General features: G+C 69.7%; 1 pseudogene. It reads right to left on the reverse strand.

The window, feature by feature from the left end:
- Positions 1 to 499 (reverse strand): annotated as a pseudogene (locus TSA1_RS28360) (HlyD family type I secretion periplasmic adaptor subunit); the annotation flags it as partial.
- Positions 500 to 501 lie beyond the last annotated feature (2 nt).

Raw genomic sequence — 501 nt, forward strand, 5'->3', positions numbered from 1 at the left:
TCGCCCGTGCGATCTCGACTTCGGATGCACCGGCAGGCTCTTCGAGATCGTGGGGAGCGGCAAGGTCGGCAAAGCTGCGGCGCAGCGCCGACAGGCGGGCAACGTCGAGCAGGCTCGCGACGAGATCCTGCCCCACCCGCTTGCGCTCGGCCTGGGTCACCGTGCGGTCGAGCTCGACCAGCACCTGGCCGGCCGTGACCCTGTCGCCGTCATGGACGTGGATCGCCGAGACGATGCCGGTCTCCAGCGGCTGGATCGTCTTGGTGCGGCCGGTCGGCACCACCTTGCCGGTGGCGGTCGCGATGATGTCGACATGGCCGAAGGTCGCCCAGCCGATCGCTAGCGCAAAGAACAGGATGATGGTGAGGCCGACCGCGCGCCCGACGGGCGAGGCCGGCGTCTCCAGGATCTCCAGGGCGGCCGGCAGGAATTCGCGTGCGTCGCGCTGGCGGCGCCAGAACGTCCGGCTCTTGCGCTCGATCACATCAGCCGACGACATGG

It is taken from the genome of Bradyrhizobium nitroreducens (assembly GCF_002776695.1).
In the GTDB taxonomy this organism is placed as follows: Bacteria; Pseudomonadota; Alphaproteobacteria; order Rhizobiales; family Xanthobacteraceae; genus Bradyrhizobium; species Bradyrhizobium nitroreducens.